Here is a 21,394-nt window from a genome sequence, read left to right as displayed (position 1 = left end):
GGTAGGATGCATAGATAACTAGCTCAGGTATAATAGAGTGGAATATGTGAAGTAGGTGAAAGCATGAATTTCAAGAAAAAAAGTACACAAGAAACATCAGACTCCAGAAAACATCGGTATTGGCAAGGATTTAAGAACCTTTGGCGCTATTATCGAGGTTGGAAATGGTTAATATTTATTGGTTTGAGTCTATCTTTATTCTTATCATCATATTTAGTATTGCTAGCTAAAATGACAAATGTTGATACGCTTCAAAATGCTTTACAGAATCAGACAACTATTTATGATCGATATGATCAAACAGCCGGAACATTATTAGCTCAAAAAGGTAACTATGTGCCCTTAGATCAAATATCACAAGAAATGCAAGATACTGTGATTTACACAGAAGACAAAAGATTTTATGAGCATAACGGGTTTGATACAATGGGGATTGGTCGGGCGATAGTTCGATTGTTAATTAATCGTGATACCTCCGGTGGGGGTGGGTCTACGCTTACCCAACAGTTAGCCAAGAATGCTTTTCTTTCTGCTGATCAAACGCTCCAACGTAAATTAAAAGAACTTTTTCTTGCTCTAGAGATTGAGAAAGTTTACGATAAAGACCAAATTCTAGAAATGTATCTTAATAATGCTTATTTTGGTAATGGAGTTTGGGGAATTGAAGATGCCTCGTTAAAATATTTTGGTGTGTATGCAAATCAATTAGACTGGAATCAAAGTATGATCTTAACGGGAATGCTTAAGGGTCCATCTATTTTTAATCCGATTGATGACTATGATGCGGCAATTGATCGTCGGAATGTTATTGCAGACTTATTAACTAAAGAAGGAGTTATCTCTTTTAATACTGCAGAAGAGATTAAAAATAATGGAATAGCACTTTATGATGCGTATATTCCAGCAAATAGCGGACATGAATATCCTCATTATTTCGATGCAGTAATTAATGAAGCGACTAAAGTTACAGATATCCCCGAAGATGACTTAATGTCTAAGGGATATACTGTGTATACGAATTTAGATCAGGGTGCTCAGAATAGTTTAGATTCATCCTATGCAGAAAATGATTATTTATTTAATGATGGTGGAGAAGATCTGCCGATTGTTCAGAGTGCGAGTGCCGTCGTTGATTCTGAAAGTGGTGGAATTATGGCTGTCTATGGTGGAAGGGGAGAATATATTTATCGTGGATTTAATCGAGCAACAGATATGTATCGAGCGCCCGGTTCGATTATTAAACCTTTAGCCGTGTATTTACCAGCTTTAGAAGAGGGGCTTCATATGCATTCTATGGTCCCGGATGTAGTGAAAGCCTATGGACCAGATGATTATATGCCAGAAAACTATAATCATTATACGGAACCTTCTGGGGAAGTTCCTTTGTATTATGCCTTGGCTCAGAGTAAAAATACTTCCGCCGTTTATTTGCTAGATCAGCTTGGAATTGATGTTGCCGTTGAAAAATTACGACAATTTGGTATTAAAGTTCCTAAGCAAGACATGCAGTTGACATTAGCCTTGGGAGCTTTCTCTACAGGCGTTTCTCCTGTTCAAATGGCGTCATCCTATGCTGCGTTTGCAAATGAGGGAATTCGACAAGATTCTTATTTTATTCGTCGTATTGAAGATGCATCAGGAAAAGTGGTATATGAGAATGAACGACCTGCCAGACATTTGATTATGACCAAAAATATTGCAGCGGATATGACGAGTATGATGTTAGATACTTATGGTGGATATGGAACGGGTTATGGCGCGGGTCCAGATAATGGTCTAATAGCTGGGAAGACAGGATCGACGGAAGTGTTTGATGGATCTTCTCAAACGAGAGACCGATGGATGGTGGGCTATACTCCTGATTTTGCCATTGCAACATGGGTGGGGCTTGATGATGTTGAAAGTGGAAATTTAGATGAAATTATGCCTGAAGGATTAGGTCAGCTATTTAAGAGTCAAACAACTTATCTAATTGCAAATTCTCCGCAAACACCATTTGAAGTTACTTATGCCTCACAGATGGAAGAAGACAGTAATTCCGTGGCTTCTACAGCTTGGTTAGATCAAATGGGAAAATTTGTTAGAAAGTTAGGAGAAGATATCAATCAGAATAGTCATCAATGGTTTCAAGATGCTAAAGAAATAGCAGGCGATTGGGGACGAAAATTATCTGATTTTTTACAAAGTTTTTAATGACAAAGTTTTTGTCAATTTGTTTAAATATTAATATTAATTAAAAGGGATTGATTGAAAAAATAGCTTTGAATTGATAAGATAAGGATACAGAAAAGAGGTTAATATGAATTCAAATATTTATGATACAGCGAATCAATTAGAACGAGAACTAAGAACATTTCCTGCCTATATTCAAGTGAAAGAGGCAATGGAAGAAATTCGATCCGATGAGGCAACGTATGCTTTATTTCAAGAGTTTCAAACAGCTACTTTTGAGCTCCAGCAGTTATCAGAGGAACCTAGTGAAGATAAGATAAAAGCGGTTCAATCGTTATATTCAAAAGTTGTTGAAAATTCTGCCATTAAGAAATTAATGGATAATGAACAACAGTTGAGTTTATTAGTGGAAGACATTAATCAAATTATAACCAAACCGATTCAAGAAATTTATCAAGCTCCAACAGAATAGACTTGTCTATCGGATGGCAACTGAAAGTCTGTCGATTTAACTGGTGATCGATCTGGCTTTCGGTTGCTTTTTATCACTTGCCAAATGAATTGATGATTATTGTTAGAAAGGAGAATTCTATGCGTTTTATGCATATATCTGACTTACATTTAGACAGTCCTTTTGTTGGAATGCAGAAAGATTATCCACAACTGCAAGAGATTTTGATCCAGGCCCCATTTAAAGCGTTTCAAGATGCAGTGTCTATCGCTATAAAAGAGCAATTAGATGCAGTTATCATAGTAGGGGATATATATGATACACAGAGACAAACGATATATGCTCAGCATTTTTTTGTTAAACAATTAAAACGCTTGAATGAAGCGAGTATCCCAGTTGTTATTTGTCATGGGAATCATGACTATTTAGAGAATCAACGAATGCCAATGCAGTATCCCGAAAATGTATTTGTGTTTACCAATCAAAAGATTGATTATGTTGACATCAATTTTAAAGATAAGACGACGGGGCGCTTTTATGGTTTTTCTTATCAAAATCGCTGGATTCACGAGCGGAAAGTTAGAGAGTTCCCTCGCAATCCAAAAGAAACTGACTATGTAATAGGCCTTTATCATGGTTCAGAAGAGGGAATGGAATCTCTGGCAGGTCATTATGCTCCTTTTGCTATTTCGGAGATGATCAATAAAGATTACGATTATTGGGCATTAGGTCATATTCATCAAGATGTATTATTAAATGAGGCACCTCCTATTCGATATTCAGGAACTCCCCAAGGGCGTAACCGTTTAGAAGTGGGAGATAAAGGAGCCTATATAGTGTCATTGGAATTGAATCGCCCGCCACAATTAAAATTTGTTTCTTTAGCGTCTGTTATTTGGCGAAACGAAATGATTGATTGCCAAGAAGATTGGCAAGCTAATGATCTAGTTGAATCGATTAATAACTTGGTTGAAACTTATCAGAAAGAGGTAGATTTGGGATTACCTTCTCAGATTATTAGCTTGACGTTGACTAATGCTCAACGATTACCCATTGCGTTACAAGAACAGATAGAAGCAGGAGAATTAGATTCAGTTTTACCAGAACCACAATCTGAAGATTCTTTTGTAGTCGTTATCCGTATTTGTTTAGAGCGGCAAATGCGTTTAGAAGCGTTTGAATATGATCAAAGATTAAAAATGAGCTTTCAAAATGCTTGTCAGAATGTGCAGGAGGGGTCTGCTTATTCGGAAACTATGCAAGATTTATGGGATCATCCATTAATTCGTAAGTGGCTTCCTGATTTAGAAAATGATAGTTCATTAAAGCAAGATATCGTTCATTCTGCCCAAGAATTAATGATTCAAGCGATTGGCTTTGAGTTTAAGGAGGCCGAGATGGATGAAAATTAAGACACTTGACATTTATGGATATGGTAAGTGGGTCAACCAACGTTTTGATTTTAATGATAAGATGCAATTAATCTATGGACAAAATGAAGCTGGAAAATCCACACTTCAGTCTTTTGTTAGGAGTATTTTATTCGGTTTTCCATCAAAGCACCGTCGAGTTAACCAATTGAATCGCTATGAACCAAGACATACGGATAATTATGGAGGAAGAATCTTACTTACAGATACTGTATTCGGAGATGTATGGGTTGAAAGAACTGCAAATGGAGTCTATATTACCGATAATGACGGTAACCAATTAGAAGAGAATAGCTTAGATTTGATATTAGGAGGATTAGACGAGAATCTTTTTGATAGTTTTTATGCTTTTTCACTCCGTAATTTACAAGAGTTAAGTAATATTGATTCTGAGAGGTTAGGCGATTATTTCCTATCAATTGGGACAGTGGGAAGCGATAAATTTTTAAACGTAGCGAAGCAACTTGAGAAAGATGCAGATCAAATTTATAAAGCCAAAGGGAAAAAACCACAACTAAATCAATTGCTCAATGAATATGATCACTTATCCCAAGCTTTAGAGCGCTTGAAAGGTGATATGGCTCGCTATGATGCGTTAATCGCTGAACAGCAAGATGAGATTGAAACAATTGAGGAATTAAACCAGAATATTTCGGAAATTGAAAGTAAAATTAGACGCTTAGACAAACTGATTGACCGTTATGAAGTTTATCAAAAAGATCAAGCTGCACAGAGAGAATTAGAGCGATTAGTCTATACGAATATGGACAAAGAGGCTCCCCAACAATTAGATGATGCGCTTCATTCGCAAGCAGAAAGCCAGAAATTAATCACCCAGATGGAAGAGCGAATTCGAAATTTAAATTCGGAAATGAGCTCCTTAACACGTTTAAATTGGTCTCGTAATCATATTTCTGAACGTCGAAAATGGATAAGTGATACAGAGCATATCAAAGATGTACAATTAAGATTAGAGCATGTAATTGAACGAATTCAAGAACAATCTAATTTAATGGCGAATATTGCACGTGAAGGGCAATTTTATCCTGAAAAAATAGTGGAAACGGTAAACTTTGAGCAAGAAATTGAACAAGGGCATGCCATTCAAGCTCAAATAGATGATTTGAGAGGACAACAAGATTCTCTGCAAGAGCAAAGGAAGGTTTTTTTAGATCAACGACGAGAATTACAAGCTTACTCTGCTACAGTAAGACAGCAATATGCGAAATTAGAAAGTCAAAGAATGAATGAAGAGGCACAGTTAATGCAAGCGACGAGCCTTAAACATTATTTTTTAGGTTTTATTTTTGTGATTTTAGGACTTTCAATTGCTACTCATCATTATCTATATCAAAGTACAGCTATTTATCGTTGGTTGGCGATTACTTTATTGGTAATTGGCCTTTTAAGCGTTTTCTATATTGCAATCGAACATCGAAAGCACCGATATGAATTTGCTAATAGTCCGGTTTTAAATAAGATGAATGAGCTTAAGGATAAAGATAGCCAGTATCAAGAAAGAAGTCAGTCCTTAGGTCAAGATATCAATCAGCGTGAGGCTAGTTTAAGAACGGTGGCAACTGAATTAGAGAAACAGCGGCAGCACCAACAAAGATGGTTAGTCTCGCTTGGGTTTTATCCAACAGCAGATGCTGAGCTCATCATCAAATCGAATCCTGTAAAGCAGTACTTTGAAGCAGAGAAAATCAGAAGTCAATATGAAGATGAGCGCAATGATTTAACATTTGAAATAAGTAAATGGCGAAATAGTCTGGCTCCTTTATTGGAAAGATTTCCATTTAGTGATAATCAAGAGGTTAGAGCGCTAATACGGCATGTAGAAGAAACGGAAGTTAGCCTTGCTCGACAGTTTGAGCGAGGAAAAGCAATGGAAGAGCGAATTGATAATGCAAAAGAGATCATTGCGAGTCAAGAAGCGAATATTAAAGAAAAACAAGCACTTGTTGAAAATATTTATCAAGCAACTAATTCTTTTGATGAAATTGACTTTAGACAAAAGGTACAATTTAATCAGCAAATTGAACAACTAAAGGAAAAGCGAACCCTATATGCGGAGCAAATGGTAGGGTATGAAGAAGAGCTTGCCTTAGTGAAAAGTAGCCAAAAGTTGAATCATGAATACAATCAACTTCAGAATGATCTCATAATGAATAAGAATCGATTACAGCCTCATCATCATCAACGAGCGAATCTTGAAGTTGCTATTAAGCAATTAGAACAAGATGGTTCATATCAAGGATTAAATCAAGAGTTAGAAAATAAGCGTGCTCAAATTTTAGATTTGATTCAAGAATGGGGACGTAAAAAGATAGCGACTGATTTAATTTATCAAACGTTAAGACAAGGGATGGATAATCCGATTCCTGAGATGAATAAAATGGCAAATGAGATTTTCAGCCTTTTGACTTATGGACGTTATACTCAGATCAAACTTAATAAAACGGGTATGAAGGTACGACAATTTTCTGATTTACTATTTGAACCTCACGAACTATCGCAAGGGACTCTTGAACAATTGTATGTCGCTTTAAGATTAGCATTTATTGCAAATGCTTCGAGTATGGTTTCGATGCCGATCATGATTGATGATGCTTTTGTAAATTTTGATGAGATTAGAAAAACTAGTATGTATCATGTAATTGAGAAGATATCAGAAGATCATCAGGTCCTATTCTTTACATTTGATCTTCAAGCTCAAGAAACTTTTGGAAGCAAACAAGAAACAATTAATCTTGATTTATATTCTGAGCAAAATGAGGACCACCATTCAGAAATAATTGATAAGAAGGAGGGTAAAGAATAGTGACTTTATTGTATGATGTTAAAGAGGGAGAAGAATTTGGGATCTATGTTTTAATTAAAGGAGCAGATTTAAGAACCGCAAGAAATGGGAATCCTTTTATTGCCTTTCGATTTCAAGACCGTTCTGGTTCAATGGATGGAATGTATTGGTCGGCAACTGAAGAAGAAATTGCAACGTTTCAGGTAGGAAAAGTGGCTTTTTTACGAGGAGAGCGAGATAATTATCAGGGAACCCCTCAAGTGAAAATTAAAGCATTAAGGTTAGCTGAGGCAGGCGAACCTAATGATCCGACTCTTTATGTGGAAAGAATCGAAATGAAAATTGAAGATATTCAAGAAGAAATTAATGATGCTCTTTTTGAAATTCACGAACCAAACATTGCAAGGATTGTTCGCAAAATACTGAGCCAAAATGAAGAAAAGTTTTTTTCATATCCTGCTGCCAAACGTCATCATCATGCTATGGCCGGGGGATTGAGTTATCATACTGTTTCGATGTTAAAAATTGCTAGAGCGATGATTGAAATCTATCCTCAGTTAAATCCGAGCTTATTGATTGGTGGACTCTTACTTCATGATATTGGAAAAACGATTGAACTCTCAGGACCTATTTCGACTGAGTATACGTTTAAAGGTAAAATGCTTGGCCATATTGTGATTATATCTGAAATGATTGATCAAGCTTGTCGTGAGATTGGGATCGATAATGAGCAGGAGTCAGTTATCTTATTGAAACATGTTGTTTTAGCTCATCATGGAAAGCTTGAATATGGTAGTCCCGTGATGCCTAAATTATTAGAAGCTGAGATATTGCATCAAATTGATAATATGGATGCTAATATTAATATGATTGCATCTGTCTTAGAAAAAACAGAGCCAGGACAAGAAAGTGCACAAATTTTTCCGTTGGATCGTCGCGCGTTTTATAAACCAACATTCAAATAAAGGAGGACGATATGGCTGAAAATCAAGATGAGAAATATTTTTCTGATGCAGATCAAATTAATAATGCTAAAGAGAGACTCGAGGCTATTGAACCTGAGTATATGTCGCCTCAACATTCTTGTGGCTGTGGTGGTAGTTGCGGTTGTAGTCATGATGAAATGGATGTGAAGACAGATATTGGGTTTAATCTTGTCTTTGAAGGAATCATTGAAGCTAAGCGAGAGAAGATTTGGCAATATTTGACGGATAATCAATACTTAACGTTATGGCAAGAACAAATAAAAATGGTTAATTGTCAAACTGGAGGAAAAATGAAGGTCCAATTATCTGAAAATGAGCATGACATTTTGTTAATGGACGTTGAAGAAAATCATTTACTTTCATTCCTTTGGGGACAGGATATGGTATCTATCCGTTTAGAGGATTCTACCCCTGATCAAGCAGCCTTTATTCTAGAATATTGGTTTGCGGACACAGAAACGGCTGAAGCAAATGTTGTTTCGGAATGGTTGGTCATGCTCAATAATTTAGAACATTTTCTTTTAACAGGTGAGAAAGATTCGGATTCAAATGAATTGAAAATATCTCTAGACCAGGAAATCACAAGTTTAATTAAGGACCAACAGAGTCATGAATTGGAATTATAGAAAAAAGCCTCTCAATCATCATTGAGAGGCTTTTAAAGTTGTTATTCAGCTACTTCAGCTGTTGTTTCTTCTTCCGCATTTTCAGCTGTATCTTCAGTAGTTGTTTCTTCTGTTGGGGTCTCAGTTGAGGCTTCTTCATCTGTGCTAGCACCTTCATCTTCAGAACCACCTTCTGCTTGCTGGTCAGCTAGAGCGATTAAGTCATCAACAGCTCCTTTTAGATCTTCATCTTGGATTTCAATCTTGGATTGCTTAATGAGTTCTCCAACGATTCCATAAGTGAAATCAGAATCTTCATATTTGCTTTGTTTATATAATTCAACAATTTCATCACGATTTTCTTCTAATGATTTTTTCTCACCATTATTAATTGCTTTAATGACATGGAAACCAAATTCAGATTTAACAGGTTCTTTAGTCATTTCACCATTATCGAGAGACTTAACGGCTTCTTCGAATTCAGGGACCATTTGTCCTGTAGAAAATGGTGTTAAGAGGCCGCCGTTTTGAGCAGTAGAGTCTTTTGAAACTTCTTGTGCGACAGCGTCAAATTCCTCCCCATCATTAATTCGTTGGATGGCTTCTTTTGCTTCTTCTTCGGTATCAACTAAGATATGTTGAGCCTCCATCATTGGTTGGTAGTCATTTTCATAGTAGTTTTTGATTGCTTCATCAGATAAATCGAGTTTTCCTTCTACAACTTCTTGTAGCATATTACGGATATACAATTGATATTCGTACTGTTCAACCGTTCCTAAACTTTGATAAGATAGAAATTGTTGGAAAACTTCTTCTCCACCCAGTTCTTTAATTTGTTTTTGAACTTCTTCCGTTGCGTTTTTACGCGCAGCTTCAGGGTCTTTTACATTCTCTTCTAATACAGCTTCAATGATTTTTGAACGAAGAGCCACTTCTCCATACTGTTCTTTCATTTCTTGGTATAGATCTTCGGCTGTTAATTCTGTTTCACCTATAGTGGCGATAGTACCTTCTTGTGCAGAGACTTGAGTAATAGTCGGTACTGATACAATCGCTAGGCTCGCTGCGGTTAATAACCATGTGCGAATAGATTTCTTCATAAAAATTATTCACTCCTAAAGTTCTCAATAATTTGCTTAATAGCATGATCTTATCTTAACATTAAATACTCAAAATAGGGTAGTATATAGTTAAAAATTACCGAAAAGATCTTATTTTATGCATCTATTTTTTCATTTTGAGAAGGAGATAGCTGCTGGAGGGTAATAGACTCTTCTTCAACATGAGTTTGTAAAGTATTCGCTTTATCTTGGACTCTTCTTAAGCGAGGACTTGTTTCTTCTTTGAAATGCCTAATGGTTTCTTCGATCGCCTCAGTGGCTGTGTTCAGACTATGAATACCTTCATTAGAGAGATGTTGGACTGCTTGGCTGAGGTTGTCTACTTTAAATCGAACATCATGTACATCTTCAGTTGCGACATCAATTTTTTCTTTTAATAGGCTTCTTGTTTGATAGCCAGGACGTTTAGCATTCATGAGTCCACCAATTACGCCTAAGACTAAGCCAGTAATTAAGCCTTGACCTAAATGATTCTTTTTCTTTTGTTTTGTCATTTTGTTCACCTTCTATTCAAAATTGTGGTTTATTTTTTGAGCGAGTGCTTGAAATTCTTCGGTTTGATAGTTATCCTGATTATTCGTAAATTCTAGCTGAAATCCCTCTTTTTCTTGATAGCGTGGGATTAAATGGATGTGGGAGTGAAAAACCGTTTGATAGGCAATCTCTCGATTATTATTTAAAATATTCAGACCTTTCATATCAGGTAAAGCTTGTTGCAGTGCTTTTGCTATTTTAGGTAGACGACTAAATACCTCAGAGGCTAAGTGTTCGTCATATTCAAAAATATCACATACATGTTTTTTGGGTACTAGCAAAGTATGACCAGGTGTTACTTGAGAAATATCTAGAAAAGCATAGACTTTATCGTCTTCGTATACTTTTGCATTTGGAATTTCTCCGTTGATAATTTTGCAAAAAATGCAATCTGTCATTTGCTCACTCCTTCATTTTAAAAATTTTACAATATAGTAATAGCTTACCATAAAATGAATTTTTTTCCTTCTCATAAGAAAAAGTTTAAGAGCAAACAGATCAAATTCATATAATCTTCATAAAACAAGCGGTGAGACAGTTAAAATTCATTAATTATTCCATATTATCTCATGCTAATTTGAATTTTAATATGTTATAATAGCTACGTTAAAGTGCCATAATGGTATTGTTTCGATAAGGAGGATATATATGCAAGAAGTAAAAATGAACTTATTGAAATTGTTTCTTGTAATTTGTACTATCTTTTGTGTGCAAGTGATGGGTGCTAATTCGATTGTTTATGGTCAAGAAATCACTGATTCTAGTAATGAAACAACCGTTACTACAACTGATAATATGAATGAAGAAACAACAGCAGAAGAGATGAGCGAGGAGAGTCAAGAATCTACTGTAGTAAGTGATGAAACAACAGTTCAAATGGTAGATCCTAGTCTGTTTAATAGTATTGTGCCTTATGCTCAGTTTATGAATTACAAGTATGTAGGAGATGGCACACTTTTTTCAACAAAGGATGTTATTATGGAATATATGCCTGATAATAACGGGGTTTTCCAAGTAGCTGAATTTACTGAAAATGAAGCGGTCGCTTTTGTTTATCAAATTCGACCTACAGGTCTGTATGAACTAGCGTGTATTGAAGATTATTCGGTTGTTCAAGATATGCGTTATTCTAGCTTAGCAATGGATGGGTCAGAGTCATTTATTTTACCTACAGATTTAAAAGTAGGGACAAGTTATCAATCTGGTTATTCGGGAGAAAAGCGTCGCACCGTTACAGGAACAGCGGAATCAGTTTCCATTGGATCACAAGCTTATTATAATGTATTAGTGATTGAAGAAGAGGATGGACAAAGTCTTAAGCGCCTTTACTTTGCGGAAAATGCTGGTATAATATTAATTGAAGAGGTACTATCGGATGGAACATCAAATCATTTGATGTATCTTGATGAAACTCAAGGGCCTCTGCAGTAATACTATAATATAAGACATTGTTAGCTGTATGATGAAAGGGATGTCGTTGTGTGTTTTCCTTATTATGAGAAAAAGGGGGGAAACAAGATGGATCCGTTCTGGGTGTTGTTATTCTCAACAGTGGTCATTGCAGTAACTTTTGGAGTCGCTTTAAATATTAATGATGATAACAGGGATAATCACCGCCATTACCATCGTCCAATATTTAGCTAAACATGTCTTACATATATATTAAAAAACTCTAGTTTATACTAGAGTTTTTTATTTTTTTAGATAGGAAAACGATTTATTACAAGATTACTTGATGTAAAGTTTCCGACATAGAATGTTAACTGAATTTGGTGAGCAATACAATTTTTAATTAAAATTTAGATAAATGATTGACAAATGACTAATTTGATATCATAATGATATCAAATAGAATTACTGATCGTTAAATTACTTGAAAGAAAGAGTGGATAAAATGGAAGAAAAAGTAATAAGTAGAAAACCAAATGGCTTACCAGCCTTGTTTTTGATTTTTACGATGTATATCGGGGCTGTAGTTGCTTTAGTAGGGCTTATATCAAATGAAGTAAACTTTCCTGGAATTCAGTTTTTGTATGTAGTTATCGTTGTTTGGCTTGCTTTAGGATGGATTCTTTTTTTGGGAATTAAAATCCTTAAGCCTCAAGAAGCATTAGTTTTAACCCTTTTTGGAAATTATATCGGAACTCTTAAATCACCTGGTATTTATTTCGTGAATCCATTTTCAACTGCTGTTAATCCAGCAGCATCAACTACTTTGGGTCAGAGTGGAGATGTAAAAAGCTCTAAAATTCAAATTAAAACGGGTATGAATGAGAATGGAAATAACTTACAATGGCCAGATAAACGAATTTCGCTCAAAATTATGACTTTAAATAACTCTAAACAAAAAATAAATGATTGTTTAGGAAATCCAATTGAAATTGGAATTGCAGTGATGTGGCGTGTTACAGATACAGCAAAAGCGGTTTTTGATGTAGATAATTTTAAAGAATATTTATCACTCCAATGTGATTCTGCTGTAAGAAATATTGTCCGCATCTATCCCTATGATATTGCACCAAACGTTGATACAACAGGTGATGGGATTGCAGATGATGGAAGCCTTAGAGGATCTAGTGAAGTGGTAGCTCAGCGTATTAAGGAAGAAATTCAAGCAAAAGTGGTAAATGCTGGATTAGAGATTATTGATGCGAGAATTACTTACCTGGCTTATGCTCCTGAGATTGCTGCCGCAATGTTGCAAAGACAACAAGCCTCTGCAATTATTGATGCAAGAATGATGATTGTCGATGGAGCAGTTGGAATGGTTGAGTTGGCGTTGGATCGTTTAAGTGAGGGAGATATTGTTGAACTAGATGAGGAGCGTAAAGCAGCAATGGTTTCAAACTTATTAGTGGTTTTATGTGGAAATCATGACGCTCAGCCTGTTGTTAATTCAGGAAGTTTGTATTAATTGAGTAAGAAAAAACAAATTCCTTTACGTGTTTCTGAGAAATTATACAATGCTCTAGCTGCATGGGCAGAAGATGATTTTAGATCAGTCAATGGACAGATTGAATATTTATTGACTGAATGTGTGAAACAGCGTAAGAAAGATGGTAAATATGTCTCGGAAAGATTAGATGAGGGCATTGATTTGGATATTGATTAAATAAAAGGAGACCTAGAAAAATGACTGGGTCTCCTCTTACTATTCTAGTATTAAAGAGTATCGAAGTCAGAACAATGTCTAAATAGGCTTATACTTATGACGAATTTTTGAAGGTAATAGCTTTGCCACCACAGAATTAAAGAAGAGTTGAGAGATGATAAATGGGTATTAATGATCTAGCTTTATCTGATTCAGCAGGATTGGTATTAAGAACATAAAAAAGAAGCCTATTGGCTTCTTTTCTTATTGTCTTTCTTCTACGTCTTCTAGAGGGATCACGACGGTTTCGGTATCCGACATGCTATATAATTGAGAGAATTCTAGTTCCATATTCTTTGCTTCACCATTGAAGCCAAAAGCTACTTTACAATCTACTTCTCTTCCTTTTGAAACAGAGTCATAAGTAGTATCCATCATGTAATAATCAGAGGCTTTAGAACCGTCTACATAAAGCTCAAATTCACTACCTGTATAGTATTCTTCTTCAGTATTATTTAAGAGAGTATATTCAATGACTAAGACGTTATCGTATTCTTTATCTTCGTATTCGTCTCTTTCTTCAGTGAGATATAAATCTTCAATGGTTACTTCGATACCGTCAAATTCAAATGTTTCTCCGATGACTTTACCACCATTTTCTGGTTTGTCTTCTTTGTCTTCTTTGTCTTCGGAATTACCGCTTAGTTCTTTTAATTGAGCTTCTAATTCTTCAATTTCAGCTTTTTTATCTTCGATTTCAGCTTCTAAATCTGTTATATCTTCTTGACTTGCTTCACTTTGATTTTGAGCAAAAACAGGAGTATTACCAGCGAGAATAAATAAACTTGTGAATAACAATAGACTTTTTTTCATATTGTTTCCTCCGTATGATTGTTTTGTGAAAAATGATATTACGAAAACGCATACTTACACTTGTAATAACATTTCCATAGCTTAATAATATCACATTATGGACGATGATTGGCTTGAAGAATTAAAATTTACATAAAATTTACAATTATATGATGAAATTAATAGCCACTTTTTAAAATGTTTTTAATCGATATCATTGATAAAGATGTCTTGTGTGAGTAGTGTTAAAAGAGAGAAATGATTAAAATTTTAGCTTAAGTTCAATAGGACTTTTGCCTGATTTGAAATAACATAAAACTTGATACGATTTAGATAAGAAATATTGATGAAACGGGGAAGCTTGAGCATGAACTTAGTATTGTGGTTATGTATTGCGGTTGCAATTTGTGCTGGTATTTTAGGAGCTAGCTCAGAAGAAGAAAGTAGTAAAGAGAAAAAAGACTAGACATTAGTATTTGTTTTGAATAATGATTTTTATAAAATTTCTAAAAATAAAAAACTCCTAACCAATAAAGGCTAGGAGGAGGGGAGAAGAGTTCTCCTTAATACGAATAATAAAATCATAATAGCATTAAAATTTTAGCGCCTCAAGCTATATATATAATTATAATAAAATATGGATGTTTATTATTTAGCATTATAAATACTCCCCTATTTGGCATGAAATGAGGATATCATAAGGGCTAATCTTCATTTTAAGAATAACTTTTTCCTTATACTTCTTTTAATAAGAAAAGTATGGAGAAAAGTCTAATCGCATCGTTCGCGGAGCAGAAAAAATAGTTTATCAATAAGTTAGGAGATGATTATGGATGAAAGTTTGGAGAATGGTTAGTATAGCTGAGTTTATTATATATATTGTAGTGAGCTTATTTCTTTTTCTTCGTGTAAATGATGGTGCTGGAGCAGCTAACACTTTAGAAGTTAAAATGATTAGTTTTGCGGTATGGACTGTGTTTAACTTTTTTATTTTCTTCATTCAATGGGTATGGTATAAGAGAATACACAAAAATAAACGTTTAAAATAAATGGTTTATGTAATACAGTCATAGCAATCATTTAATTCTATTTATTAGAGGTAAGTAGAATGATATGTTAGTTTAAAAATTGTAAGTTATTAAAAAAACTCAGCTTAATAAGATCTGCTCAAATTTAGTGTAAAAATAATTATGAATATTATAAAATATTAGTAAGAATATTTCTTTGATACTAATTTTAATTATGTGATTATCTAAATTAGAGAGGGTCAAAATGAAAAAAATAAGAGTAGCCGCCATTTTGATGTTACTTCATGGATTAGTGATGGAATTAGGAACCGGAATATTTTTTATCTTAACAATATTAACTGGTTTTGTTAACGTAAATGAAATTGAAATGGAAATTTTTTATCTGGAATATTTTCAGAAAAATTTGGAATGGATGCTAATGATGAGTCTGATCTTTGGAGTAGTCAGAAGTGTTGGGGCTCTGGGGTTGTTGAAGAGACGAAAGTGGGGATTCATACTATCTATTATAAACTGTCTGGTAACAATGGTCTTGATGGTGTTTATGTTACCGTCTGGAATTATGGATGGACTATTTGCATGTAGTTCTTTAATTTTGATTCTTATGGCGTATTATGGTGAAAATGAAATAGAGGTTTAGTATCAGTCAAAAAGAAGGCAGATAATTATCTGCCTTCTTTTTAAAAATCATTTGATTACTTTTTTTCTATGTTTTCTAATGGGATGATAACTGGATCACCTTCATAATCAAGAGTGTCTTTCAATTCAAGTTCCATATTATCTGTTGGGCCATCAAAGCCAAAGGCGATTTTACAGTCTACTTGTCGACCCGCAGAAACGGAGTCAAAAGAGGAATCTAATAATAAGTAATTGTCAGCTTTGGCCCCATCAACATATAACGTAAATTCATTGCCGGTATAATATTCTTTGTCTGAATTATTGAAAAGAGTGTACTCTAATATCAGAACATTTTCATATGTTTGATCTGCATATTCATTTCTCTTCTCTGTTAAATAAACGTCCGAAATTTCAGCTGCAATGTTTCCTTGTTCAAATTTTTGACCAACGTTTTGATTGTCAGAGGGGATATTGGAGAGTAGTGATTTTTTGGTAGCAGGATCGAGTGCAACTGAAGATTTAGAAAAGCCGATACCATGTTCAATGATCGCTTCTGTGGTTTTTGCTTCAAAATCATGGTCATTCTTCTTCAAGAAAGAAACAATTGCGTCTTCAATTTCTTGTTCTGAAGCCTCTTCATTTTCTTCAAGTACGTCAATCACTTCGATATTAATTTTTGCAACAACCGTGGCAATTTCTTGCTCCGTTAGCTCTGTCTCTTCTGCTAATAATTGTTCAATCTTAATTTGTTGTTCTGCTGTTTGAATATCTTCTTTGTCTAATTCTAAACCGGCTTGGGAGAAAATTTCGTAGACACCAGCTAAGGCACCTTCTCCACTGACTGGAGTGGTAGAACCAATCTGAATAATGGCATCTTTAGCTCCCGCAGAAATAGCAGCATTTTCATAAGTTTTTTTATTAACTTTTGTAATATTATCCGGTGTTTTGATGACTACGGTTAATCCAGAACCTTCAGGTAACATAGTAACGAATGAACTGGAGTAGACACCATCTTTATCGGACGAACCGTCGTTGAGATACTTATTAATAATTTCGCCATCAATGGTTAGAGTATTTTCTTCGGGTATATCTTCTGCTTCGAAAATGGATTTTAATTCGGTAATTTGTTCTTCGGAAAGGGAATTACCAACAGACATAAAAGACTCTTGTTCTTGAGCAAAAACAGTAGGAGCAAATAGAGATAGGGACAATAAACTGAGAAGAAATTTTTTCATAAAAGCACTCCATTCTTTAGTGTTATAACCTATGAATAATATATCATATTTTTAAAGGGAGGGTCATTAAGAAAAAAATTTTGATGCTATGAAGTAGAATTTAAAATTGGGTATTATTTCTCTGCTCGTTACGAGTGAGAGTGTTAAGTATATATAATTAAATTCTTTTAAAGCCTATGTAAAGCCATTTTTATTTATTTATTTATGCTTATTATATACAAAACACTTCTATAATAATTTATAGCGCTGTTAGACGTGTTTTAATTTAATTGAGTAGAATTACAAAATAATACTTTAAGTTTCTTAAATGGCGATGATTTTATTGTCGAGTGCCAAAAAAGTGCCAAATCTTCTTGAATTCATATTTTATCTTTGGATTGTTCCTAGTATCGATAAGAAGAATTGGTCAGTACAATTAACGTGATTGCTGAGATAAAAGATATTCCGGATGTTAACTTTTCTAAATTTGCGGTTAAACTTGAGAAGTATAATTCATGGATTTTAGTTGAACACTTAAAAGAAACAAAAGCGGATTGAGAAATGCCAGTATCTTTAGCTATTCTATACCCTGATTTATTTTTTAAGAGCCATTTAATTAAGTTTACATCTGCTATTTTGGCCATCGTGTCACCATAATAAGCATATTGATCATTAGTAAAATAGCCCAAAATAAAATTCTTAGATTTGTTTTTTATCTTTATTCATTTGAATTCTCATTTCATATCATTTAGAATAAAAGGGAAGGAAGGTCAACGTCCCTTTAGTTGTTATTCTGTTAGCGACTTATACAAGTTGTATAGTGTGGATATTATAGTGAGTAGTTTGGCGACCAACTCTATAATATCCTTTTTGTTTTTGCTTTTTTCTTTTTTTTATTTATTTCCTAGTCTTCATATTTGCATCTTCCTTTTCTGACCTTCTATCCATATTAGGTCCTATAAAGGATACGCGATCAAGTGTTATTTATATAAAAAAACAAAAAACCCACCAATTTATGAAGAACCCTCCTAAAATCCGGATAAGGATTTTAGAAGGACTCTTTAACTTTAAGATAGTGTTATTTTTTGTGCTCAAAATATAGTATAATTCAACCGGTTGGGAGTTTGGTTGGATTCCCCAGTGCTATAAACCTTATTCTAAAGCCACTTAAGAATCAAAAAAATATCGCCGGAGGGAATCGAACCCCCATCGAAAGAACCGGAATCTTTCGTGATATCCATTACACTACGGCGACATAACTCTTTTATTATAGCAAATACTTCTGGGTTTTGGCAAGAATTAATAACTATAGAAAGAAAAATACGTGAATCCTATGTTTTTCGCTACTTTGCTAGACAATTAGGAATCCATGCATTAAAATTTAGGTATGTTTCACTTATTAAGGAAAGCATGAAAGGGAGATCTAGATGAAATTGAAAAATGTGTTACTGAAGAGTTCATTATTATTAGGATCAATGTTAATTTTAGCAGCATGTGACCAAGGAAAAGAAACCCCTGCAGATACTGATACAGCAACTACAGCTGTTAGTGATGGAGAAACTACAACAATTGAAGAGACAACAACTACTGTTTCAGAAGAATCAGCTTCAGAAGAAGAATCTGCTTCAAGTGAAGAGTCAGCATCAGAAGAAGATGCATCCGCTTCAAATGAAGAGTCAGCGGCTGAAGAAGATGAGTCTGCATCAAGTGAAGATGATTCTGCTGCTTATGCAGTGATTCCTAACGCAGAAGACGAATCAGCCTCAGAAGAAGACGAGTCAGCTTCAAGCGAAGATGAATCAGCATCAGAAGAAGATGAGTCTGCATCAAGTGAAGACGAATCAGCATCAGAAGAAGACGAGTCTGCATCAAGTGAAGATGAATCAGCATCAGAAGAAGATGAGTCTGCATCAAGTGAAGAAGAATCAGCCTCAGAAGAAGATGAGTCTGCATCAAGTGAAGAAGAATCAGCATCAGAAGAAGATGAGTCTGCATCAAGTGAAGACGAATCAGCATCAGAAGAAGATGAGTCTGCATCAAGTGAAGACGAATCAGCATTAGAAGAAGATGAGTCTGCATCAAGTGAAGACGAATCAGCATTAGAAGAAGATGAGTCTGCATCAAGTGAAGACGAGTCTGCTTCAAGTGAAGAAGAATCAGCTTCAGAAGAAGAATCTGATTCAAGTGAAAAAGAGTCTGACGGAATGGCGGCAGTACCGAATGCAGAAGACGAATCAGAAGATGAATCAGAATCTAGCGAAGATGAAACTCCTGAATTACAAGATGGAGAATACAAGGCTGTTGCAGAACCAAATGAGCAAGGTTGGGCATTAGAACATATCATTACAGTTAAAGACGGAAAAGTAACAGATTCTAAATTTGACTATAAGAATGAAGAAGGCGACTTATTAAGTGAAGATGAAGAATATAATGTTCAAATGGAAGAGGCCACAGGAGAAACGGCTACAGACAATATCAAAGCATTAAATGAAGCCTTCATGGAGGATCCGTTTGCTGAGATTGATGCTATATCTGGTGCAACTGAATTAGTAGAAGACTTTAAAAAATCTGCTGAAATTCTTTTAACTGCAGCTGAAGCTGGTGACACGGAGGAACAAAAAGTTGATTTAAAGAAAGAATCTTCAGAAGATGAAAGTGAAGAAGCGTCGGAATCTAAGAAGGAATCAGGAGATGACTCAGAAAGTTCAGAAGAAGCAGCTGAGTCAGAATCAGAAGAGTAATCGTTATCTATATAATTGACAATCAAAGTCACTTCATTTTTTGAGGTGACTTTTTGCTTATAAATAGGAGAGTATGAATAATGGTTAATATTGAACAGTTTAGAGTAAATAAACAAGAATCAGTCAATTTGAGAGAGCGTCTAACTTATATTAATCATAATTTTACTAGCGCTCAAATTAAAGAGAAGGTTGACCACAATTTTCGAACGATCGATCAATTGCAGCAAAAGTTGATGGCTGAAGAAAAAGAGGCACTCATTTTTGCATTACAGGCGCTTGATGCAGCTGGAAAAGATGAAGCAGAGCGTTATGTTTTTTCTAAACTTAGTGCGCAAGGATTAAGAACATCATCCTTTTCTAAGCCGAATAGTACGGAACTTCAACATGATTACCTTTGGCGTTTAGCCTCGGCGATGCCAGAGAGAGGGGAGATTGCCGTCTTTAATCGTTCGCATTATGAAGAGGTTATTGGGGCAAGAATTAATCAGAGTCATCTTGAAGCCCCATTACCAGAACATGCCAAGATAGATGATATATGGCAGATGAGATATCGCCAAATTAATCATTTTGAACAATATTTATACGAAAACGGATTTTATATGGTAAAAATATTTCTTCATATTTCTAAGGAGATTCAGAAGAAACGGCTATTAGAAAGGATTGAGGATCCAAACCATCAATGGGAGTTTTCTTTCTCTGACTTAGAAGATCGTGAAAGATGGCAAGACCATATGTGCGTTTTTGAAGAGTGTTTTTCTGCGACCTCAACAAAATATGCACCTTGGTATATTATACCTGCTGACGATGGAGATTATGGTAGATGGTTAATTAGTGAGATACTTTTGGATAAATTGACAGATATCAATCCAGAATTTCCTAAAGTTAGCAATAAAGAAAAAGAAAAACTGGCTCAAGCAGCTGAAAAGTTACGAAATGGAGATTTTGACTAAGGATTTCTATGCCAATTCATAAATTTCACTAGCAAAACAGCTAGATTTTTGGTATGATAATTGATGTGCAAAATTTACTACCTATCTATCAAGTTAGCAGATAAATAAGTTATAAAGGAGTTCATATACATGGCAATTAAAGCAGAGGTTAGAACAGCAACTGGTACAGGCGCTTCTAAAAAGGCGCGTAATGAAGGTAAAATCCCTGTTACTTTATACGGACAGTCCGTTGAAGTGACGTCTTTATTAGTAGATCGTCGAGAATTTGAAGGTCTTTTGAAAAAAGAAGGATCAAATGCCGTTTTTGATGTCGAGTATGATGGGAAAAGTCAAAAAGTTATCTTAAAAGATTTTGAAAAGGCAGCCATTAAAGACCTTTTTTATTCAATTGATTTAGAAGCAATTTCGGCTGATCAGAAATTAACAGTAGAAGTTCCATTATCTCTAGTGAATGAAGAGACAGTTAAGATTGGAATCGTAGAATTAGTATTGAATACTGTTCAAGTTGAAACAAAACCAGATAGTATTCCTAACTCATTCGAAATTGATGTAACGGGTATGGAAATTGGTGATACAAAATCAATTGCTGATCTTGAGGTTCCAGAAGGTGTAGAAATTTTAGTAGAGGCTGAAGAGACAATTGTTTCGGTATCAGCTCCAACTGAAGAACCAGAAGAAACAGATGAAGAAGAAGTAGCAGAGCCTGAAGTTATTGGTGAAGAAGCTACAGAGGAAGAAGAATAATTTTGAGGTAGGAAAGTATAGCACAATAAACGCATGCGTTTGTTGTGCTTTTTTTAC

Annotated in this window: 20 protein-coding genes and 1 tRNA gene; 15 read left to right on the top strand and 6 right to left on the bottom strand. The window is 34.8% G+C overall.

Translation table 11 applies throughout. The features are described from left to right. Positions 1-63: 63 nt before the first annotated feature. The 6 genes from HZY91_RS03750 (at position 64) to HZY91_RS03725 (ending at position 8,468) form a co-directional block, all read left to right on the top strand. Positions 64-2,193, top strand: coding sequence for a transglycosylase domain-containing protein (locus HZY91_RS03750; RefSeq protein ID WP_197114935.1), 2,130 nt, complete (start codon positions 64-66; stop codon positions 2,191-2,193). A 106-nt stretch (positions 2,194-2,299) separates the two neighbouring features. Further along, positions 2,300-2,644, top strand: coding sequence for a YlbF family regulator (locus HZY91_RS03745; RefSeq protein WP_197114934.1), 345 nt, complete (start codon positions 2,300-2,302; stop codon positions 2,642-2,644). A gap of 119 nt (positions 2,645-2,763) precedes the next feature. Continuing rightward, the gene (locus HZY91_RS03740; RefSeq protein WP_197114933.1) at positions 2,764-4,035 is read left to right on the top strand and encodes a metallophosphoesterase family protein; all 1,272 of its coding nucleotides are present in this window, start codon (positions 2,764-2,766) and stop codon (positions 4,033-4,035) included. After that, positions 4,025-6,877 carry an ATP-binding protein gene (locus HZY91_RS03735; RefSeq protein ID WP_197114932.1) on the top strand — a complete coding sequence of 951 codons (2,853 nt, stop codon included), beginning with the start codon at positions 4,025-4,027 and terminating at the stop codon, positions 6,875-6,877. Before HZY91_RS03740 ends, HZY91_RS03735 begins: the two co-directional genes overlap by 11 nt. Continuing rightward, positions 6,877-7,821 (top strand): 3'-5' exoribonuclease YhaM family protein, encoded by a 945-nt coding sequence (locus tag HZY91_RS03730; RefSeq protein WP_197114931.1) that lies wholly within the window; start codon positions 6,877-6,879, stop codon positions 7,819-7,821. The genes HZY91_RS03735 and HZY91_RS03730 overlap by 1 nt, the downstream gene beginning before the upstream one ends. An 11-nt stretch (positions 7,822-7,832) precedes the next feature. Next, entirely contained in the window at positions 7,833-8,468 is a 636-nt protein-coding gene (locus HZY91_RS03725; RefSeq protein ID WP_197114930.1) for an SRPBCC domain-containing protein, read from the top strand. Between the two features lie 41 nt (positions 8,469-8,509). On the opposite strand, the gene HZY91_RS03720 is transcribed toward HZY91_RS03725, so the two are convergent. The 3 genes from HZY91_RS03720 to HZY91_RS03710 form a co-directional block, all read right to left on the bottom strand. Further along, the gene (locus tag HZY91_RS03720; protein ID WP_197114929.1) at positions 8,510-9,547 is read right to left on the bottom strand and encodes a peptidylprolyl isomerase; all 1,038 of its coding nucleotides are present in this window, start codon (positions 9,545-9,547) and stop codon (positions 8,510-8,512) included. Between the two features lie 116 nt (positions 9,548-9,663). Then, the gene (locus HZY91_RS03715; protein WP_197114928.1) at positions 9,664-10,062 is read right to left on the bottom strand and encodes a YtxH domain-containing protein; all 399 of its coding nucleotides are present in this window, start codon (positions 10,060-10,062) and stop codon (positions 9,664-9,666) included. 12 nt (positions 10,063-10,074) lie between these two features. After that, positions 10,075-10,500 carry an HIT family protein gene (locus tag HZY91_RS03710; protein ID WP_197114927.1) on the bottom strand — a complete coding sequence of 142 codons (426 nt, stop codon included), beginning with the start codon at positions 10,498-10,500 and terminating at the stop codon, positions 10,075-10,077. Between the two features lie 250 nt (positions 10,501-10,750). Between HZY91_RS03710 and HZY91_RS03705 the strand changes: the two genes are divergently transcribed. From HZY91_RS03705 to HZY91_RS03695, 4 genes are all read left to right on the top strand, one after another. Then, on the top strand, positions 10,751-11,533 hold the full coding sequence (locus tag HZY91_RS03705) for a hypothetical protein (protein WP_197114926.1): 783 nt from the start codon (positions 10,751-10,753) through the stop codon (positions 11,531-11,533). Between the two features lie 87 nt (positions 11,534-11,620). Further along, a complete protein-coding gene (locus HZY91_RS11070) occupies positions 11,621-11,746 on the top strand; it encodes a hypothetical protein (protein ID WP_268888811.1) in 126 nt (41 codons plus the stop codon). A 250-nt stretch (positions 11,747-11,996) separates the two neighbouring features. Then, complete coding sequence (locus HZY91_RS03700; RefSeq protein ID WP_197114925.1) at positions 11,997-13,016, top strand: SPFH domain-containing protein; 1,020 nt, start codon at positions 11,997-11,999, stop codon at positions 13,014-13,016. Then, positions 13,017-13,214, top strand: coding sequence for a type II toxin-antitoxin system antitoxin (locus HZY91_RS03695; protein WP_197114924.1), 198 nt, complete (start codon positions 13,017-13,019; stop codon positions 13,212-13,214). A gap of 243 nt (positions 13,215-13,457) precedes the next feature. Here the strand turns inward: HZY91_RS03695 and HZY91_RS03690 are convergent, their stop codons facing one another. Beyond that, positions 13,458-14,066, bottom strand: coding sequence for a DUF4352 domain-containing protein (locus HZY91_RS03690; RefSeq protein WP_197114923.1), 609 nt, complete (start codon positions 14,064-14,066; stop codon positions 13,458-13,460). Positions 14,067-14,878: 812 nt separating this feature from the next. On the opposite strand from HZY91_RS03690, the gene HZY91_RS03685 reads away from it, so the two are divergent. Both HZY91_RS03685 and HZY91_RS03680 read left to right on the top strand, forming a co-directional pair. Next, on the top strand, positions 14,879-15,094 hold the full coding sequence (locus HZY91_RS03685; RefSeq protein ID WP_197114922.1) for a DUF3923 family protein: 216 nt from the start codon (positions 14,879-14,881) through the stop codon (positions 15,092-15,094). Positions 15,095-15,317: 223 nt separating this feature from the next. Next, positions 15,318-15,710 (top strand): hypothetical protein, encoded by a 393-nt coding sequence (locus HZY91_RS03680; protein ID WP_197114921.1) that lies wholly within the window; start codon positions 15,318-15,320, stop codon positions 15,708-15,710. 55 nt (positions 15,711-15,765) lie between these two features. On the opposite strand, the gene HZY91_RS03675 is transcribed toward HZY91_RS03680, so the two are convergent. Continuing rightward, positions 15,766-16,923, bottom strand: a complete 1,158-nt coding sequence (locus tag HZY91_RS03675; RefSeq protein ID WP_197114920.1) for a DUF1002 domain-containing protein — start codon at positions 16,921-16,923, stop codon at positions 15,766-15,768. Between the two features lie 1,162 nt (positions 16,924-18,085). Next, positions 18,086-18,157: transfer RNA gene (locus HZY91_RS03670), tRNA-Arg, on the bottom strand. Between the two features lie 172 nt (positions 18,158-18,329). On the opposite strand from HZY91_RS03670, the gene HZY91_RS03665 reads away from it, so the two are divergent. The 3 genes from HZY91_RS03665 (at position 18,330) to HZY91_RS03655 (ending at position 21,337) form a co-directional block, all read left to right on the top strand. Then, a complete protein-coding gene (locus HZY91_RS03665) occupies positions 18,330-19,643 on the top strand; it encodes a hypothetical protein (RefSeq protein WP_197114919.1) in 1,314 nt (437 codons plus the stop codon). An 80-nt stretch (positions 19,644-19,723) separates the two neighbouring features. Further along, complete coding sequence (locus HZY91_RS03660) at positions 19,724-20,593, top strand: PPK2 family polyphosphate kinase (RefSeq protein ID WP_197114918.1); 870 nt, start codon at positions 19,724-19,726, stop codon at positions 20,591-20,593. Between the two features lie 129 nt (positions 20,594-20,722). Beyond that, the gene (locus tag HZY91_RS03655; RefSeq protein WP_197114917.1) at positions 20,723-21,337 is read left to right on the top strand and encodes a 50S ribosomal protein L25; all 615 of its coding nucleotides are present in this window, start codon (positions 20,723-20,725) and stop codon (positions 21,335-21,337) included. The last annotated feature ends 57 nt before the right edge of the window (positions 21,338-21,394 follow it).

The sequence above is a fragment of the Facklamia lactis genome, from assembly GCF_015863205.1.
Taxonomy (GTDB): Bacteria; Bacillota; Bacilli; order Lactobacillales; family Aerococcaceae; genus Facklamia; species Facklamia lactis.
Note: the sequence above shows the minus strand (reverse complement) of the source record. Positions and strands in the feature narration are given on the sequence as shown.

Coding starts and splice junctions, on each gene's coding strand:
- HZY91_RS03750 (WP_197114935.1), top strand. CDS start 64: ATGAATTTCAAGAAAAAAAGTACACAAGAAACATCAGACTCCAGAAAA.
- HZY91_RS03690 (WP_197114923.1), bottom strand. CDS start 14,066: ATGAAAAAAAGTCTATTGTTATTCACAAGTTTATTTATTCTCGCTGGT.
- HZY91_RS03675 (WP_197114920.1), bottom strand. CDS start 16,923: ATGAAAAAATTTCTTCTCAGTTTATTGTCCCTATCTCTATTTGCTCCT.
- HZY91_RS03745 (WP_197114934.1), top strand. CDS start 2,300: ATGAATTCAAATATTTATGATACAGCGAATCAATTAGAACGAGAACTA.
- HZY91_RS03660 (WP_197114918.1), top strand. CDS start 19,724: ATGGTTAATATTGAACAGTTTAGAGTAAATAAACAAGAATCAGTCAAT.
- HZY91_RS03700 (WP_197114925.1), top strand. CDS start 11,997: ATGGAAGAAAAAGTAATAAGTAGAAAACCAAATGGCTTACCAGCCTTG.
- HZY91_RS03680 (WP_197114921.1), top strand. CDS start 15,318: ATGAAAAAAATAAGAGTAGCCGCCATTTTGATGTTACTTCATGGATTA.
- HZY91_RS03740 (WP_197114933.1), top strand. CDS start 2,764: ATGCGTTTTATGCATATATCTGACTTACATTTAGACAGTCCTTTTGTT.
- HZY91_RS03715 (WP_197114928.1), bottom strand. CDS start 10,062: ATGACAAAACAAAAGAAAAAGAATCATTTAGGTCAAGGCTTAATTACT.
- HZY91_RS11070 (WP_268888811.1), top strand. CDS start 11,621: ATGGATCCGTTCTGGGTGTTGTTATTCTCAACAGTGGTCATTGCAGTA.
- HZY91_RS03705 (WP_197114926.1), top strand. CDS start 10,751: ATGCAAGAAGTAAAAATGAACTTATTGAAATTGTTTCTTGTAATTTGT.
- HZY91_RS03720 (WP_197114929.1), bottom strand. CDS start 9,547: ATGAAGAAATCTATTCGCACATGGTTATTAACCGCAGCGAGCCTAGCG.
- HZY91_RS03655 (WP_197114917.1), top strand. CDS start 20,723: ATGGCAATTAAAGCAGAGGTTAGAACAGCAACTGGTACAGGCGCTTCT.
- HZY91_RS03710 (WP_197114927.1), bottom strand. CDS start 10,500: ATGACAGATTGCATTTTTTGCAAAATTATCAACGGAGAAATTCCAAAT.
- HZY91_RS03685 (WP_197114922.1), top strand. CDS start 14,879: ATGAAAGTTTGGAGAATGGTTAGTATAGCTGAGTTTATTATATATATT.
- HZY91_RS03735 (WP_197114932.1), top strand. CDS start 4,025: ATGAAAATTAAGACACTTGACATTTATGGATATGGTAAGTGGGTCAAC.
- HZY91_RS03725 (WP_197114930.1), top strand. CDS start 7,833: ATGGCTGAAAATCAAGATGAGAAATATTTTTCTGATGCAGATCAAATT.
- HZY91_RS03665 (WP_197114919.1), top strand. CDS start 18,330: ATGAAATTGAAAAATGTGTTACTGAAGAGTTCATTATTATTAGGATCA.